This is a genomic window from Pseudonocardia sp. Ae331_Ps2, from assembly GCF_001932405.1.
GTDB lineage: Bacteria > Actinomycetota > Actinomycetes > Mycobacteriales > Pseudonocardiaceae > Pseudonocardia.
Map to the genome: position 1 here is coordinate 3289064 of NZ_MCIM01000001.1, position 15248 is coordinate 3304311.

General features: G+C 74.4%; 14 protein-coding genes. 3 read left to right on the forward strand and 11 right to left on the reverse strand.

Annotation, left to right across the window (positions count from 1 at the left end; all coding sequences use genetic code 11):
- Positions 1-2: 2 nt before the first annotated feature.
- Positions 3-1445 carry a cytosine permease gene (locus Ae331Ps2_RS15870; RefSeq protein ID WP_075308004.1) on the forward strand — a complete coding sequence of 481 codons (1443 nt, stop codon included), beginning with the start codon at positions 3-5 and terminating at the stop codon, positions 1443-1445.
- Positions 1442-2359 (forward strand): PfkB family carbohydrate kinase, encoded by a 918-nt coding sequence (locus tag Ae331Ps2_RS15875; protein ID WP_075308002.1) that lies wholly within the window; start codon positions 1442-1444, stop codon positions 2357-2359. Before Ae331Ps2_RS15870 ends, Ae331Ps2_RS15875 begins: the two co-directional genes overlap by 4 nt.
- Positions 2360-2562: 203 nt before the next feature.
- Here Ae331Ps2_RS15875 and Ae331Ps2_RS15880 read toward each other — a convergent pair whose 3' ends face one another.
- The 10 genes from Ae331Ps2_RS15880 to Ae331Ps2_RS15925 form a co-directional block, all read right to left on the reverse strand.
- The gene (locus Ae331Ps2_RS15880) at positions 2563-3048 is read right to left on the reverse strand and encodes a hypothetical protein (RefSeq protein ID WP_075308000.1); all 486 of its coding nucleotides are present in this window, start codon (positions 3046-3048) and stop codon (positions 2563-2565) included.
- 62 nt (positions 3049-3110) lie between these two features.
- Positions 3111-3968 carry an alpha/beta fold hydrolase gene (locus tag Ae331Ps2_RS15885; protein ID WP_075307998.1) on the reverse strand — a complete coding sequence of 286 codons (858 nt, stop codon included), beginning with the start codon at positions 3966-3968 and terminating at the stop codon, positions 3111-3113.
- Positions 3965-4618, reverse strand: coding sequence for an isochorismatase family protein (locus Ae331Ps2_RS15890; protein ID WP_075307996.1), 654 nt, complete (start codon positions 4616-4618; stop codon positions 3965-3967). Before Ae331Ps2_RS15890 ends, Ae331Ps2_RS15885 begins: the two co-directional genes overlap by 4 nt.
- Entirely contained in the window at positions 4615-5175 is a 561-nt protein-coding gene (locus Ae331Ps2_RS15895; RefSeq protein WP_075307994.1) for a (2Fe-2S)-binding protein, read from the reverse strand. Before Ae331Ps2_RS15895 ends, Ae331Ps2_RS15890 begins: the two co-directional genes overlap by 4 nt.
- Positions 5172-7526, reverse strand: a complete 2355-nt coding sequence (locus tag Ae331Ps2_RS15900; RefSeq protein WP_075307992.1) for a xanthine dehydrogenase family protein molybdopterin-binding subunit — start codon at positions 7524-7526, stop codon at positions 5172-5174. Before Ae331Ps2_RS15900 ends, Ae331Ps2_RS15895 begins: the two co-directional genes overlap by 4 nt.
- Positions 7519-8304 carry a xanthine dehydrogenase family protein subunit M gene (locus Ae331Ps2_RS15905; RefSeq protein WP_075307991.1) on the reverse strand — a complete coding sequence of 262 codons (786 nt, stop codon included), beginning with the start codon at positions 8302-8304 and terminating at the stop codon, positions 7519-7521. Before Ae331Ps2_RS15905 ends, Ae331Ps2_RS15900 begins: the two co-directional genes overlap by 8 nt.
- Positions 8301-9707, reverse strand: coding sequence for an MFS transporter (locus Ae331Ps2_RS15910; protein ID WP_075307989.1), 1407 nt, complete (start codon positions 9705-9707; stop codon positions 8301-8303). Before Ae331Ps2_RS15910 ends, Ae331Ps2_RS15905 begins: the two co-directional genes overlap by 4 nt.
- Positions 9708-9719: 12 nt before the next feature.
- Positions 9720-10988 (reverse strand): FAD-dependent monooxygenase, encoded by a 1269-nt coding sequence (locus tag Ae331Ps2_RS15915; RefSeq protein WP_075307987.1) that lies wholly within the window; start codon positions 10986-10988, stop codon positions 9720-9722.
- Between the two features lie 135 nt (positions 10989-11123).
- Positions 11124-11648 carry a MarR family winged helix-turn-helix transcriptional regulator gene (locus Ae331Ps2_RS15920; protein ID WP_075329749.1) on the reverse strand — a complete coding sequence of 175 codons (525 nt, stop codon included), beginning with the start codon at positions 11646-11648 and terminating at the stop codon, positions 11124-11126.
- 88 nt (positions 11649-11736) lie between these two features.
- Positions 11737-12315, reverse strand: a complete 579-nt coding sequence (locus Ae331Ps2_RS15925; protein WP_075307983.1) for a TetR/AcrR family transcriptional regulator — start codon at positions 12313-12315, stop codon at positions 11737-11739.
- 175 nt (positions 12316-12490) lie between these two features.
- Here Ae331Ps2_RS15925 and Ae331Ps2_RS15930 point away from each other — a divergent pair, with 175 nt between their 5' ends.
- A complete protein-coding gene (locus Ae331Ps2_RS15930) occupies positions 12491-13444 on the forward strand; it encodes an SDR family NAD(P)-dependent oxidoreductase (RefSeq protein WP_083695618.1) in 954 nt (317 codons plus the stop codon).
- 81 nt (positions 13445-13525) lie between these two features.
- On the opposite strand, the gene Ae331Ps2_RS15935 is transcribed toward Ae331Ps2_RS15930, so the two are convergent.
- Positions 13526-15178 (reverse strand): glycoside hydrolase family 13 protein, encoded by a 1653-nt coding sequence (locus Ae331Ps2_RS15935; protein WP_075307981.1) that lies wholly within the window; start codon positions 15176-15178, stop codon positions 13526-13528.
- Positions 15179-15248 lie beyond the last annotated feature (70 nt).

Sequence of the window (15248 nt, forward strand, 5' to 3'; positions counted from 1 at the left end):
ACATGGCCACCAGCACGACCGACACCGGCACCGCCGGGACCGGCACGCTCGAGACCCGCGGCATCGAACCCGTCCCGGTCGCCGAACGGCACGGCCGCCCGGGGCAGCTCTTCTGGGTCTGGTTCGCCGCGAACATCTCCATCCTCGGTCTCCCGCTCGGCGCGACGCTGGTCGCCTCCGGGCTGAACATCACCCAGGCGGTGATCGCCGCGGTGCTCGGCAGCGTCGGGTCGTTCGCGATCGTCGGCGCCGTCTCGATCGCCGGGCGGCGCGGCGGGGCCCCCGGGCTGACGCTGTCGCGTGCGGTGTTCGGCGCCCGCGGCAACATCGGCCCGACCCTGGTGTCGCTGCTGTCGCGGCTGGGCTGGGAGACGGTCAACACCACCACGGCCGCGTTCGCGCTGCTGTCGCTGGTCACGATCATCGCGGGCACCAGCCCGTCGGCGAAGGACCACCCGGTGATCACGATCGTCTGCATCGCGGTGTTCGTGCTGTGCACGGTGCTCGTCGCCGGGCTGGGGCACGCGGTGCTCGTCGCGGTGCAGCGCTGGGCGACCTGGGTGTTCGGCGCGCTGAACATCGTCGTCGGCGGGTTCCTGGTCGCCACCGTCGACTGGGCCGCGGTCGCCGCGGCCGCCCCCGCGCCGTCGGGTGCGGTCGTCGCCGCGGTCGGGGTGATCGCGGCGGGCACCGGCATCGGCTGGGCCAACGCCTCGGCCGACATGTCCCGCTACCAGTCCCCGTCGGTGCGGGCCGGCTCCCTGGTCGCCTCGGCCGCCGCCGGTGCGGGCATCCCGCTGGTGCTGCTGATCTCGCTGGGCAGCCTGCTCGCCGCCGGTGACCCGACCCTGGCCACCGCCGAGGACCCGGTCGCCGCGATCCGCGACCTGCTCCCCGCGTGGATGGCGATCCCGTACCTGGTCGCCGCGTTCGGCGGGCTGCTGCTGTCCAACCACCTGTCGGTCTACTCGGCCGGGCTGACCACGCTGACCCTGGGCGTGCGGCTGCCGCGGGTGTACGCCGTCGTCGTCGACGTGCTCGTGACCTTCGTCGGCGCGATCTACTTCATGCTGATCGCCGACGGCTTCTACCCGCCGTTCATTGCCTTCATCAGCGCCCTCGCCGTGCCGATCACCGCCTGGGTCGGGGTGTTCGCCGTCGACATGCTGCGTCGCCGTCACTACGACCCGGTGGCCCTGATGGACACCTCGCGCAGCAGCGGCTACTGGTACCGCGGCGGGATCGAGCCGCGGGCGACGGCGGCCTGGGCGCTGGCGATCGTCGTCGGCTACCTGTTCGCCACCGTCGGGCCGTCGTCGGAGCCGTGGTTCACCGGGCCGCTCGCCGGCACCTGGTTCGGCGAGAACGGGCTGGCCTGGGTGATCACCTTCGTCGTCGCGGCCGGGGTGTACGCCGCGCTGGGCGGGGCCCGGGAGCAGCGGTGACCGGCCAGCTCGTCCACTCCGGACAGGTCCTGGTCGACCTGGTCATGCAGGTTCCCGCGCTGCCTCCGCCGGGCGGTGACGTGCTCGCCACCGGCACCACGATGCTGCCCGGCGGCGGGTTCAACGTCGTCGCCGCGGCCGCCCGGGCCGGGGCCGAGGTCCTCTACGCCGGCGGGCACGGCACCGGTCCGCACGGTGACCTGGTGCGGACCGCGCTGGCCGCGGAGGGTGTCACGGTGACCGCGCCGCCCGACCTCGGTGGCGACACCGGGATCTGCGTGACCCTGGTCGACCCGTCCGGGGAGCGGACCTTCGTCACCGGCAGCGGTGTCGAGACCGCGCTCCCCGCCGGGCTCCCCGCGACCACCGCCGACGACGTGCTCTACGTGTCCGGCTACAGCCTGCTCGTCCCGGACAAGGCCGGGGCGCTGCTCGCCGCGGCCGAGGAGTCGTCGGCGACGGTCCTGCTCGATCCGGGGCCGCTGGTCACGGACGTGCCGGACACGCTGTGGGAGCGGATGCTCGCCGCGACCGGGGTGCTCAGCACCAACGCGCGGGAGGCGCGGCTGCTGACCGGGGAGCCGACCGCGGCGCGCGCCGCCGAGGCGCTGGCACGGCAACTGCGCGACGACGCGGCCGTGGTCGTCCGCGACGGAGCCGCGGGCTGCGTGGTCGTCCGCGACGGGGCGGTGGAGGCCGTCCCGGCGCCGGTGGTGGACGCCGTCGACACCAACGGCGCCGGGGACGCGCACTGCGGTGTCCTGGCCGCGGAGCTGCTGCGCGGCACCGCGTGGTCCGAGGCGGTCGCCCGGGCCGGTGCGGCCGCGGCACTCGCGGTCACCCGGCACGGGCCGGCCACGGCGCCGACCCGGGCGGAGCTGGACGCGTTCCTCACCGGGGCTGCCGCGGGGTGAGGGTGTGCGCCGTCGCCGCGGGACGGCGGTGTGCTCCGTCGCCGCGGGATGGCGGGGCCGCTCCCGCCGCGGGCTCGCCGGTCGACGCGCCGGGGCCGGCCGGGGTGCGCGTCGCCGTTCCATGATCGCCAGGAGTGGAGCGTGGAGGTGGGCGGACTGCGCTCCGGACTCCACTCCTGGCGATCATGGACGGCGCAGGGCCCTCAGGTTCCGGCGCCCGCCGCCGTCGCCATGCCCTGGACGGTCTCCTGGACCGCGCGGAACGCCGGGCCGCAGACGGTGGCCTCGCCCTCGGCGAGGGTTCCCGGGTCGGCCTGGCAGCCCTTCGCGGCGAAGTCGTCCAGCGCCTTCCCGACGAGGTCGGCCTGCGTGGCCGCGGCGGGTGCGTCGTGGCGGACCTGGGGCAGCACGTTGCGGATCTCGGTGGTGAACCGGCCGCAGCGCGGGAAGACCTTCGCCGCGTCGCCCGTCCAGCAGGGGTCCTGGGCGTAGAAGCGGAACTTGGTCCGCAGCGCCTCCAGCCCGGGGGCGCCGACCCGCTCCGAGGCGGTCTGTCCCGGCCAGGGCTCGGTGTCCTGCGCCGACGAGGCGGCGGGACGGTCGGCGGAGCAGCCTGCCAGGAGCAGGGCGGCCACCAGCAGGACGGCCGCCCGCAGCAGGGACGTGATCGGGCGCGGGCACGGTTGCACACCGAGACGGTAGGCCCGCGCCGATCGCCCCGGGAGCCGGGGCGGCGTAGGGCGGGGCGGGGTCAGCCCCGGAGGAGCCCGGTGAGCGTCGTGCGCAGCAGCTCCAGCGCCTCGGCCGGGTTGTCCCAGAACACCATGTGCCCGGCGTCCGGGACGGCGACGAGCCGGGAGCCCGGCCGGGCGGCGGCGAGCTCGGCGACCCCGGACGCGGGCACGACGGGGGAGTCCGCGCCGTACAGCAGGGTCACCGGCGCCGGGACGCTCGGCCAGACGTCGAAGAAGTCCTCGGACTCGAACCCGGCGTGCGTCGCGGCGATCGCGGCCTCGTCGCAGGAGGACAGCCAGCGTGCGCGCAGCTCCTGCTCGCGGCGGGGCCAGCGAGGCCAGGACCGCGCGACCCCGTCGGCGTCGGTGCCGTGCTGTGCCTCGTGCAGCTGGCCCAGGAACGCCTCCAGCGTCGTCGGGTACGGCGCGCGGCCGGGTCCCGACAGCGGCGGGTCGACGAGCACGGCGCCGCCGACCGGCCGTCGCGTGGCGGCGACGGCGGCGATCCGGGCGCCCATCGAGTGCCCGAACAGCACCGTGTCGGGGCCCAGGTCCAGCGCGTCGAGCACGGCCACGGCGTCGCCGGCGTAGTCGTCGAGGGTCCAGGAGCCGCCGGTGTCGGACAGCCCGCGACCGCGGACGTCGAGCACCACCGGGCGGCACAGGTCGACGAGCTCGCGGGCGACGAAGTCCATCGTCACCGCGGGGCTGGTGATGCCGGGCAGGACCAGGACGGCGACGCCGTCGCCGCCGTAGTCCAGGGCGTGCAGCGCCAGGTCGCCGTGCCGCACCCAGCGGGACACGGCGGGGACGTCGGCGAGGTCGGCGAGCGCGTCCTGGCGGACCTGCCGGAGGCGGGTGGACGTGACGGTCACAGGAGTCCCTTCAGGTAGGCGAGCGCGTCGTCGAGACCGATCACGTCGCCGTACTTGGCGTGGATGTCGAACAGGTTCGCCTCGTGCGGCCCGGCCGCGCGGTCGCCGACGCACTCACGCGGCACCAGTACGCCGAACCCGGACTGGACGGCGTCGACGGCGGTCGCGCGGACACAGCCCGAGGTGGTGGCCCCGCACACCAGCACGGTGTCCACACCGGAGGACTGCAGCAGGGTCGCGAGCCCGGTGTCGAAGAACGCCGAGGCACCCTTCTTGGTCAGGGTGTGGTCGGTGCCGCGGACGTCGAGCCGAGGGTCGAAGCCGACGGCGGCCGAACCCTCGACGAGCGAGCGCATGCCGGGCGCCTTCACCAGCCAGGGCAGGGTGTCGAGCTCGGCGGGGGTGTAGGCGATCGTCGTCCACACCACCGGGGCGTCGAGGGTGCGGGCCGCCCCGACCAGGGTCGACGTCGCCGCGACGACCTCGGACAGCTCGCTGCCGGTGGGCAGCGCGGGGTCGGTGAACCCGACCGTCAGGTCCACGACGACGACCGCGGGCCGGGTCCCGCGCCGCGCGGCCGCGCCGAACCCGGCGGTCGCATAGGTCGCGTCGGTGCCGGCCCCGTGCGGACCGGTGGCGTGCGGGCTCATGCGGATGCTCCGTCCAGTGCGGACTGCGGGGCGGACTGCGGGGCGGAACGGGGTGCGGAGTCCAGTGCGGACTGCAGCGCGGCGCGGCGCCGGCCCGCGCAGTCCTCCACGGCGTCGACGATGGTCTGGTAGTCGGTGCACCGGCACAGGTTCGACGCCACGACCTCGCGGATCTCCTCGCGATCCGCGTCGGGGGACTCGGCGAGGTAGCCCTCGGCCAGCATCAGGAACCCGGGGGTGCAGAAGCCGCACTGCAGACCGTGGTGCTCGCCGAAGCACTGCTGCAGGTCCGACAGCCCGCCGTCGGGCCCGGACAGCGACTCGACGGTGCGGATCGCTGCGTTCTCCACCTGCACGGCGAACAGCAGGCAGGCGCGGGCGGGCGCGTCGTCGACGAGCACGGTGCACGCCCCGCAGATCCCGTGCTCGCAGCCGACGTGGGTGCCGGTCAGCCCCAGGTCGTGGCGGAGCACGTCGGCCAGCGTGCGGCGCGGCGGGATCGCCAGCTCGTGACGCTCGCCGTTGACGGTCAGCTCGACCAGCTGGACGTCGGTCACGATGCCTCCTGGTTCAGGGCCGCGAAGAGGGCGGCGCGGGGGATCGGGGTGGAGTCCAGCTCGACGCCGGTCGTGCGCAGCGCGTCGTTGACGGCGTTGAGCACGGCCGCGGGGGCGCCGATCGTGCCGCCCTCGCCTGCGCCCTTCGCGCCGTCGGCGGTGAACGCGCACGGTGTCTCGAGGTGCTCGATGCGCACGTCGGGGATCTCGGCGGCGGTCGGGACCTTGTACTCCATGAAGCTCGGCGCGAGCGGCTGGCCGAGCTCGTCGTAGACGACCTGCTCGAACAGCGCCCCGGCGATGCCCTGGGCGATGCCGCCGCGGGCCTGCCCCTCGACCACGCGCGGGTGGATGGCGACGCCGCAGTCCTCGACGCAGACGTAGCGCAGGATCTCCACGCCGCCGGTGCCCGGGTCCAGCGCGACGACGCAGCCGTGCGTGGCGTTGGAGAACGTGCCGTCGCCGCCGACGTCGAAGCTCGCCGTCGCGGTCAGGCCCGGCCCGACCTCCTTGGGAAGCAGGTGCGCGCGCAGGTAGGCGACGTCGGCCAGCTCGGCGTAGGAGAACGTGCGGTCCCCGGCGCGGACGCCGCCGCGGCCGTCGAGCTCGGCGGAGTCGACGTCGCTCCCGGCGAGGTGCGCGGCCAGCGCACGGAGCTGGTCGCCCAGCTTCACCGCCGCCGCGGCCGCCGCGGACCCGCCGATCGTCACCGAGCGGGACGCGAACGAGCCCCAGCCGTAGGTGATCCGGTCGGTGTCGCCCTGGACGATCGTGACCTTGTCGTAGGGCAGGCCGAGCCGGTCGGCGACGATCTGGGCGAAGGTCGTCTCGTGGCTCTGGCCGTGCGAGAGCGTGCCGGTGGTGACGGTGACCGTGCCGTCCAGGTCCATCGTGATCTGGGACAGGTCGAACCCGGGGACGACCTGCATCTTCCGCGCCGCGAACGCGCCGGAGCCGTAGCCGGTGCGCTCGGAGAAGCAGGAGTAGCCGATGCCGAGGACCCGGCCGTCGGACAGGGTGCGCCCGGGCCAGCCCTCGTCGCGCAGCACCTGCTCGCACAGGTCCAGCGACTCCCGGTAGGACCCCGGGTCGTAGGTGATCGCGTTGACCCCGCGGTAGGGGAACTCGGTGATCAGGTTGCGGCGGCGGACCTCCAGGGCGTCGAGCCCGAGCTCGCGGGCGGCGCGCTCCATCAGCCGCTCCATCACCATCACGTACTGCGGCCGGGACACCCCGCGGTACGGTGCGGTCGGCGCTTTGTTCGTGGTGACCGCGCGGCCGCGCACCCGGTAGGCCGGCACCCGGTAGACGCCGGGCATCTCCGCCGAGGCCATCAGCGGCTCGATGCCCGCGGTGAACGGGTAGCAGGAGTAGGCGCCCATGTCGCAGACGACGTCGGACTCCAGGGCGAGGATCTCCCCGTCGGCGGTGAACGCGGCGCGGGCGGTGTAGTGCTGCTCGCGGGCCAGGAAGCTCGCGGTCAGCGCCTCGCGCCGGTCCTCGATCCACTTCACCGGACGGCGGAGCCGCTTCGCGGCGGCCGCGGCGGCGATCTCCTCCCGGCCGACGACGCACTTCTGCCCGAACCCGCCGCCCATGTCCGGCACCAGGACCCGGACCTGTCTCTCGTCGAGCCCGGCACAGCGGGCCAGGACCGTGCGGACCTGGTGCGGGACCTGGGTGCAGGTGCGCACGACCAGCTGCTCGTCGCGGTCGTCCCAGTCGGCGACGACGCCGCGGGTCTCCAGCGGGAGCGCGTTCTGCCGACCGGTCCGTGCCTCGACCGAGACGACCGTGTGCGCGTCGGCGAACACGTCGTCGATGCCCTCGGTCGCGAACAGCGACACGTCCACGAGCACGTTGCCGGGGGCCTCGTCGTGCACCGGCGGGCCGGCCGCGGCCAGCGCGGCGGCCTCGGTGACCACCGGGTCGAGCGGGTCGAGCTCGACGACGGCGGCCTCCACCCCGTCCTCGGCGGCGTAGGGGTCGGTGGCGAGCACGATCGCGAGCGGTTCGCCGACGTAGCGGACCTTCTCCCCGGCCAGCACCGGCATCGAGGTCGGGACGAACTCCTCGATCGGCCGGTCGAGCAACGCGGTGATGTCGCGCAGGGCGAGGTCGGCGGCGGCGAACGCGGCGACGACGCCGGGGACCGCACGGACCTCGGACAGGTCGACGTCGACCACCCTGGCGTGTGCCTCGGTGCTGCGCACGAACGCGGCGTGCAGCATCCGGGGCAGCGTGATGTCGTCGACGAACCGGCCGCGGCCGGTGAGCAGCCGCGGGTCCTCCCGGCGCGGGACGGACGCGCCGACCCAGCTGCCGTCGCGGCGGAATCCGGGCTCAGCCACCGGCGGCCTCCTCCCGTGCCCGGGCGACGAGGGTGCGGACCAGGCCGCGGCGGTACGCCGCGGGGATCCCGGCCTCGTCGCGCAGCTCCAGCCCGTCGGCGACCTCCGACGGCGTCCCTGCCGGGCCGACCAGCACCGGGACGGCGCCGACCCCACCGAGCACGACCTCCTCGGTGTCCAGGTCCACCCCCGCCGCGACGACGGCGAAGTCGCCACGCCGGTCGGCGTACTCGGTGAGCGCCGCCCGCGGCGCGGGCCGGGGGAACACGACCTCGACGATCACCTCGTCGGGGGCCAGGGCGGTGGTGAACGGGCCGAGGAAGAACTCCCGCGCCCGGATCTCGCGGCGCCCGCCCGGCCCCTCGGCGACGACCACGGCGTCGAGGAGCACGGCCAGCAGACACCACTCGGCGGTGGCGTCGCCGTGCGCGATCGACCCCCCGACGGTGCCGCGGGTGCGGATCGGCAGGTGCCCGACCCAGCGCATCGCGGCCGACAGGACCGCGAAGTCCGGCCCGAGGTCGGCCCGCTCGACGGCCCGGTGCGTGGTGAGTGCGCCGATCCGGAGTGCACCGCCGGTGCGGCGGATGCCGGCCAGGCCCGGCACGTGCGTGAGGTCGATCAGGTGCCCGGGGCGGGCCATCCGGTAGTTCATCATCGCGACCAGGCTCTGCCCGCCGGCGAGCAGCTTGGGCTCGTCGTCGGCCAGCTCGGTCAGCAGGTCGACCGCCCCGCGCACCGACGACGCCCGGTGGTAGGTGAACGCGGCGGGCTTCACGCCTTCTCCACCCGCTCCACGGCCGGCGCGTCGAGGGTCTGCTCGTCGCCGGTGATGCGGTCCAGCTCGCGGCCCCGGGTCTCGGGGGCGCCGAGCGCCATGAACGTCACCGCGGCCAGCACCAGCAGCGCCATCAGCGTGAAGGTCAGCGGCAGGCCCAGCACCGGCCACAGCAGGCTGCCGAAGATCAGCGGGACGAAGCCGGTCACCGCCCGGCTCGACGACGACGCCCAGCCGAAGCCCGAGGCCCGCAGCTCGGTGGGGTAGAGCTCGGAGACGTAGGCGTACATGACCGGGATGACGACCAGGGCGAAGAACCCGAACACCGCGATCATCGCGACCGCCGCCGTGGACGAGCCCATGACCAGCGAGAACACGACCAGCGACAGTGCGGCGCACGGTCCCGCGACGCCGATGACCCACTTGCGGCCGACGACCTCGACCAGCAGCACCGAGGTGATGACCCCGAGGATGCCGACCGCGTTCATGACCGTGGTGGAGGCGAACGCGGCCACCTCGCCCATGCCCTGGGCCCGCAGGATCGACGGCATCCAGGACAGCGCGGCGTAGTAGACGACCATGACGGTGATGAACAGCGACCAGGCGACGCCGGTGATGCGCGGGTTGAACGACCACACCATGCGCAGCTGCTCGGCCAGCGCGCCGAGACCGCGGCGGCGCGAGGTGGTCGGCTCCGGCGCGGCGGCGGTGATCGTGTACTGCTCGACGGGGGCGCCGGTGCGGCGGACCATGTCGTCGATGACGGCGCGGGCCTCGGCCTCGCGGCCGGTCCGGGCCAGGTAGAGCGGGGACTCCGGGACGCCGCGGCGGACCCAGACCAGCAGCAGCGCGGGCAGCACCATCAGCGCGAGCATCCAGCGCCAGTTGCCCTCGACGGGCACCAGCAGGGTCGCCGACAGCCCGGCGAGGGTGGCGCCGATCGGCCACCAGCCGTCCATCGCGGCGAGCACCTTGCCCCGGTAGCGCCGGGGTGAGAACTCACTGACGATCGCGTAGTCGACGGGGATGCAGCCGCCGAGCCCGATGCCGGCCAGGAAGCGCAGCGCCAGGAAGACCTCCCAGCTGGGGGAGAAGGCGCCCAGTACGGAGAACAGGGCGAAGATCAGCAGCGTGATGCTGAAGACCCGCTTGCGGCCCATCCGGTCGGCGATGGTGCCGAACGCGACGGCGCCGACGGCCATGCCGATGAGGTTGGCCGTCGCGACGAGGCCGCGCTGGCCGGTCGAGAGGTCGAACTCGACGCCGAGCAGTGGGGTGAGGAAGCCGTTGAGGGCGACGTCCCAGGCGTCGAACATGTAGCCGAGGCCGCCGATGAGGAAGATCTTCCCCTGGACGCCCCAGCGCCAGGGCAGGTCCTGGACGACCTGGTCTCCGGTACGCATGTCGGTGCTCCTCTATCGGGCGAAGGGGTAGGTGACGGACTCGTCGTCCGGATCGTTCAACGGGGAACCCCGCCACAGCCAGTCGTAGGACACGTCGGACTCGCCCTGGAAGCGGCGCAGCTTCTCGTCGCGTTCGCGCTGCTCGGGGCCGTCGGGCAGGTGGTAGAAGTCCATGTTCTGCAGCGAGGCGTCCTGGACGACGCCCGCGTGCTTGGCGCGGCGCTGCACGTACCGCGCGAGCGCGGTGTCGATCCCGCCGCGGCCGGCCGCGCCGAGCTCCTCGGCCAGCACGGCGGCGTCCTCCATCGCCTGCGAGGCGCCCTGGGCCTGGTAGGGGAGCATCGCGTGGCAGGCGTCGCCGAGGAGGACGACCCGGCCGTCGAGCCAGACCGGGTCGCGGCGGCGCCGGTACAGCGCCCACACCGAGACGTCGTCCTTGGCCTTGGACAGCATCGCCGGGACGCGGTCGTCCCAGTCGGCGAAGTCGGCGACGAGGTCCTCGGCGGTGGCGGGGGCGCTCCAGTCGCGCTCGACCTGCTCGGTGCAGGGCACGATCGCGACGACGTTGAGGTACTCGCCGCGGCGGATCATGTAGTGCACCAGGTGCTTGCCGGGGCCGTACCAGATCGTGGAGTGGTAGCGGTCGAGCAGGAACCGGGTCGCCGGGTCCGCGGCGATCAGCTCGCCGGGGATCAGGGCGCGGTAGGCCATCTCGCCGGAGAAGGCGAGGGTGTCGTCGAACCCGGCGAGGTCGCGCACCCCGGACCGGATGCCGTCGGCGCCGACCAGCACGTCGCCCGCGACGCGCAGCCCGCGCGCGGTGACCGCCACCGGGCGGTCCGGGTCGCTGCGGTCGAGCTCGACGACCTTCGCGTCGGTGTGCACGGTCACGGCGGGGCCGGGGCCGTCCGGGTCGAGGCAGGCATCGAGCAGGACGCGGTGCAGGTCGGCGCGGTGGTAGTGCCAGTACGGCGCACCGTAGGCCTCGACGACCTGCTGCCCGAGCGGGAGCTGGGCGATGATCGAGCCGTCGGCCCAGCGCCGCCGCACCTGGTCCTGCGGGGCGGTGTGGATCCGCTCCAGCGACCGGCGCAGCCCCAGGCCGAACAGGATGCGGCTGGCGTTGGGGGCGGTCTGGATCCCGGCGCCGACCTCGCCGAGCTGCGGCGCGGCCTCGAGCACGGTGGCCCGGAAGCCCTGGCGGCGCAGGGCCAGTGCGGCGGTCAGCCCGCCGAGGCCGCCGCCCGTGACCGTGATCTCCAGGGACTGGCTGGGTGCCACGACTACCTCCTCGCATCCGGCGGACCTGTGACGTGGCCCGCACGAGAAGTAATCCGAGCACGTACTATCCGGATACGCAAGGTTCTCGCGGGAACGACCCGGAAGGGAAACCGGGACGTAACGGGGCGGGCGGGTTCAGTCGTCGCCGGGCAGCGACGTCCGCTCCGCGACCGCCTCCCAGTGGGCACCGAGGGTGTTGAGCAGGCCGGCGATCTCCGAGCGCCGGTCCTGCGGGACCGCGGCCAGCAGCTCCGCGTCCAGGCGCCGCGTACGGCGGGTGACCTCGGCGAGGGCAGCTGTGCCGTCGTCGGTGAGGGAGAGGATCTTGCGCCGGGCGTCGCGGGGGGACTCGGTGCGCTCGATGAGTCCTCGGCGCTCCATCCGGCGGCAGACGTCGGCCATCGTGGAGGTGTCCAGGGCGACGGCGCCGGCCAGTGAGCTCTGGTCGGACTCCGGGTAGGCGCGGATCGCCGACAGCACCGCGAACTGCGGGCCGGTCAGCACCGGGTCGACGTGGCGGCTCCAGGCGGCGAGGTACGCCTGGTACATGCGGCGCGCGCCGTAGCCGGGGGCGGCGACCAGGTCGGCCGGCGGAGCGGTCGCGACGGTCGGGCGGCGGTGTTCCCCGCGGTCCGTTCCGCGGCGCAACGGCTCGCCCATGATGCCTCCGTGCTCGTCCGGGCCGGTGCCCTCGTCCGGGACGGATCCTACGTGTCCGGACGATCACCCCGGGTGCCCGGGCCGGGGCTCAGCGCGGACGCAGGCCGTCGACGAGCAGGTCCAGCAGCCGTCCGGCCTGCTCGCGAGCCTGTGGGTCGGCGACGGCCATGCAGATCCCGCTGGTGCCGACGAGCACGTCCGCGGCGTCGACGTCGTCGCGCAGGGTGCCGTCGGCGACGCCGGCCTGCTGGAGCAGGCGGACGGCCTCGACCATCCGCTCGCGACTCTGGGCGAACGGGTTGTGCCCGCAGGCGACGAGGGCGTGCAGCGAGTCCGCGAGATGCTTCTTGGTGATCACGTAGTCGACGAAGCGGTCCATCCAGGCCCGTAGTGCCTGGTCCGCGGGCAGCTCGGTGCGCAGCTGTTCGGCCGCGGCGCAGAGCCGGTCGAGCTCGTTGCGGTAGACCGCCTCGACCAGGGAGTCCCGGTTCGGGAAGTGCCGGTAGAGCGTGCCGATGCCGACGCCGGCGTCCTTCGCGATGCCGTCGAGGGTCGTGGCGGGGCCGCCGCGGCTCTCCGCGGTGAACGCGCGCACGGCCGCGGCCAGCAGCAGCTCACGGTTGCGCGCGGCGTCCGCGCGCAGGCCGGAACGTGTGCTGGTGCCCATGACGGTGCCTCCTCGGGTGGACTGACGATCCCACGATACGTCTTGCGATCCGGAGGATGCTCCGGATAGAGTCCCGAGTCATGCGGAGGATCCTCCGCTTACTTGTCCCCGGGGACACGGCGACGCAACGACGACGTCACCGACCGCGTACCCGGTGCTCAGAAGGGATCACGCCATGCTGTTCCGCTCCACGACCGACCGATCCCGTCCCGTCTCCACCATCACCTCGACCACCTCGACGGCGGCCGCCGTCCTCCCGGTCGCACCGGCCGCGGCCACCGCCGCCGACGTCCTCGCCGGCGTCGACCTCACCGGGCGGCGCGCCGTCGTCACCGGTGCCACCACCGGGGTCGGCCTCGCCACCGCCCGCGCACTGGCCGCCGCCGGGGCCGAGGTCACCCTCGCCGTGCGCGACGCCGAGGCCGGGGCCGTCGCCCGCGACGGCATCGTCGCCGACACCGGCAACGAGCGCGTCGCCGTCGGCGAGCTCGACCTGTCCGACCAGCGCTCGGTCGCCCGCTTCGTGCGGCTGTGGGACGGCCCGCTGCACATGCTCGTGCACGCCGCCGCCGTCGCCGGTGCCCCGCTGACCCGCACCGTCGACGACTGGGAGCTGCACCTGGCCGTCAACCACCTCGGGCCGGCGTCGCTCACCTCGGGGCTGCACTGGGCGCTCACCGCGGTCGACGGCGCCCGGGTGGTCACCGTGACCTCCGCCGCCCACCGGGACGCGGCGTTCGACCCGGAGGACCCGCACTTCTCCGACCAGCGCTACGACGCCCACCTCGCCCACGCCCGGTCCCGGAGTGCAGCGCTGCTGCACGCGGTCGAGGCCGCGCGTCGCTGGTCGGGCGACGGGATCGCGGTGAATGCCGCCGACCCCGGCCCGGTGGGGGTCGACCCCGAGCAGGGGGCCGCGACGGTCGTACTGGCCGCGGCGTCACCGCTGGTCGGGGGGATCAGCGGGCGCTACTTCGCCGGGCTCGCGGAGGCGGGACCGGTCGGGCCGGGAGTGGCGGGCGGGGTCGCCGCCCACGCGCTCGACCCGGTCGTCGCGCGGCGGGTCTGGCGCTGGACCGAGCGCACGCTGCGCGAGGTCTGGTTCGCCGGGCTGCCCATCGTGGCCTGAGCCGACGACGGCCGGGCCGGGCACCCGCCCGGCCCGGCCGTCGTGGTGTGGACGGTCAGTGACGCAGCTCAGTGCCGCAGCTCAGTGGCGCAGCCACACCGCGGTGTCGGAGGGGACCTCGCCGCGCGCGGTGAGCGGGCCGCTGGCCAGCATCACCTCGGCGTCCTCGGGCAGTGACACCGGCGCGGAGGAGACGTTCACCAGGCAGGTGAAGCCGCCGTCGCCGGCGTCGGAGGTACGGGTCAGGGCCAGCGTGCCCTCCGGCGACTCCTGCCAGGCCAGGGTGCCGCCGCCGAGCGCGGGGTGGGCGCGGCGGATGGCCAGCGCGTCGCGGTAGAGGTGCAGCACCGAGTCCGGGTCGGCCTCCTGGGCGTCCGCGGCGTGCCGGGCGAAGACCGCGGGCTGGGGCAGCCACGGTTCGCCGGACGGGCCGAAGCCGAAGCCCGGCGCGTCCGCGACCCACGGCAGCGGGACGCGGCAGCCGTCGCGTCCGCGCAGGGTGTGCCCGGACAGCTCCCAGGTCGGGTCGTCGAGCCGGTCGGTCGGGATGTCCTCGACCTCCGGCAGCCCGAACTCCTCGCCCTGGTAGAGGTACGCGGTGCCGGGCAGCGCGAGCATCAGCAGCGTCGCCGCCCGGGCCCGGCGCAGCCCGAGCTCCGGGTCGGCGGGCAGGGCGATCACGTCGTCGAGGTTCCAGCCGCGTCCGGCCTCGGGCTTGCGGGCCAGCCGGCTGGGGTGCCGGCAGACGTCGTGGTTGGACAGCACCCAGGTCGCCGGTGCGCCGACCCGGGTGTTCTCGGCGATCGCGTCGTCGATGTTGGCGCGCAGGTCGTCGGCCAGCCAGGCGGCGGTGAGGAAGTTGAAGCTGAACGCGGTCTGCAGCTCGTCCGGGCGCAGGTAGCGGGCCAGCCGCTGCGGGTCCGGCACCCAGGCCTCGGCGACGAACACCCGCGGCGGGTCGTAGGTGTCGCCGATCCGGCGCCACGACCGGAAGATGTCGTGCACGCCGTCGCGGTCGAGGTAGGGGTGGCTGCCGTCCTGGACGTCGTTGACGCCCTCGACGATGTCGGGCAGCCCGGGCTCCTTCACCATCGAGTTCGCGACGTCGACGCGGAACCCGTCCACACCCCGGTCGAACCAGAAGCGCAGTGTCTCCTCGAAATCGGCGCGGATCTCCGGGTGCTCCCAGTTCACGTCCGGCTGCCGGATGTCGAACAGGTGCAGGTACCACTGCTCCGGGGTCCCGTCGGGGGAGACGACCCGCTCCCACGCGGACCCGCCGAACATCGACTGCCAGTTGTTCGGCGGCAGCGCGCCGTCGGTGCCGCGGCCGTCGCGGAAGATGTAGCGCTCGCGCTCCGGCGAGCCGGGGCCGGCGGCCAGCGCCTGCCGGAACCACACGTGCTCGTCGGAGTGGTGGTTCGGGACGATGTCGAGCAGCACCTTGATGCCGCGCTCGTGCGCCTCGGCGATCAGGGCCTCGGCCTGCGCGGTGTCGCCGAACATCGGGTTGATCGCGCGGTAGTCGGCCACGTCGTAGCCGCCGTCGGCCAGCGGAGACGGGTACCAGGGGTTGATCCAGATCGCGTCGACGCCGAGCCGGTCGAGATGGTCGAGCCTGCTGCGCAGGCCGGTGAGGTCACCGGTCCCGTCGCCGTTCCCGTCGGCGAAGCTGCGGATGTAGACCTGGTAGACGACGGCGTTGCGCCACCAGTCCTGCTCGTGCACGGACATGATGCTCCCGGGGACGGATCGTGGGCGGGGCGGTGTTGCAGAGTGTTTCATCCGGTTGCAACCGCTGTCG

Bases quoted from the DNA above. Each gene is read 5' to 3' on its own strand.
- Ae331Ps2_RS15870 (WP_075308004.1), top strand. From the start codon at position 3: ATGGCCACCAGCACGACCGACACCGGCACCGCCGGGACCGGCACGCTC.
- Ae331Ps2_RS15890 (WP_075307996.1), bottom strand. From the start codon at position 4,618: ATGAGCCCGCACGCCACCGGTCCGCACGGGGCCGGCACCGACGCGACC.
- Ae331Ps2_RS15910 (WP_075307989.1), bottom strand. From the start codon at position 9,707: ATGCGTACCGGAGACCAGGTCGTCCAGGACCTGCCCTGGCGCTGGGGC.
- Ae331Ps2_RS15920 (WP_075329749.1), bottom strand. From the start codon at position 11,648: ATGGGCGAGCCGTTGCGCCGCGGAACGGACCGCGGGGAACACCGCCGC.
- Ae331Ps2_RS15925 (WP_075307983.1), bottom strand. From the start codon at position 12,315: ATGGGCACCAGCACACGTTCCGGCCTGCGCGCGGACGCCGCGCGCAAC.
- Ae331Ps2_RS15930 (WP_083695618.1), top strand. From the start codon at position 12,491: ATGCTGTTCCGCTCCACGACCGACCGATCCCGTCCCGTCTCCACCATC.
- Ae331Ps2_RS15935 (WP_075307981.1), bottom strand. From the start codon at position 15,178: ATGTCCGTGCACGAGCAGGACTGGTGGCGCAACGCCGTCGTCTACCAG.